The sequence below is a fragment of the Salinicola sp. MH3R3-1 genome (genome assembly GCF_001937155.1).
Taxonomy (GTDB): domain Bacteria; phylum Pseudomonadota; class Gammaproteobacteria; order Pseudomonadales; family Halomonadaceae; genus Salinicola; species Salinicola halophyticus.
On the sequence record NZ_MSDP01000132.1, the window covers coordinates 1 to 481 of the forward strand.

Genomic DNA, 481 nt, shown 5'->3' on the forward strand with positions numbered 1-481 from the left:
CCGATCTCTACGCATTTCACCGCTACACCGGGAATTCTACCTTCCTCTCCTGCACTCTAGCCTGGCCGTTCCGGATGCCGTTCCCAGGTTGAGCCCGGGGCTTTCACAACCGGCGTGCCAAGCCACCTACGCGCGCTTTACGCCCAGTAATTCCGAACAACGCTAGCACCCTCCGTATTACCGCGGCTGCTGGCACGGAGTTAGCCGGTGCTTCTTCTGCGAGTGATGTCGTTCCTCTAGGGTATTAACCCAGAGGCTTTCTTCCTCGCTGAAAGTGCTTTACAACCCGAAAGCCTTCTTCACACACGCGGCATGGCTGGATCAGGCTTTCGCCCATTGTCCAATATTCCCCACTGCTGCCTCCCGTAGGAGTCTGGGCCGTGTCTCAGTCCCAGTGTGGCTGATCATCCTCTCAGACCAGCTACGGATCGTCGCCTTGGTAAGCCGTTACCTTACCAACTAGCTAATCCGACATAGGCTC

At 57.0% G+C, this 481-nt stretch carries 1 rRNA gene; it reads right to left on the minus strand.

The annotated features are described in order from the left end of the window. A 16S ribosomal RNA gene (locus BTW08_RS18730) occupies nucleotides 1–481 on the minus strand; the annotation flags it as partial.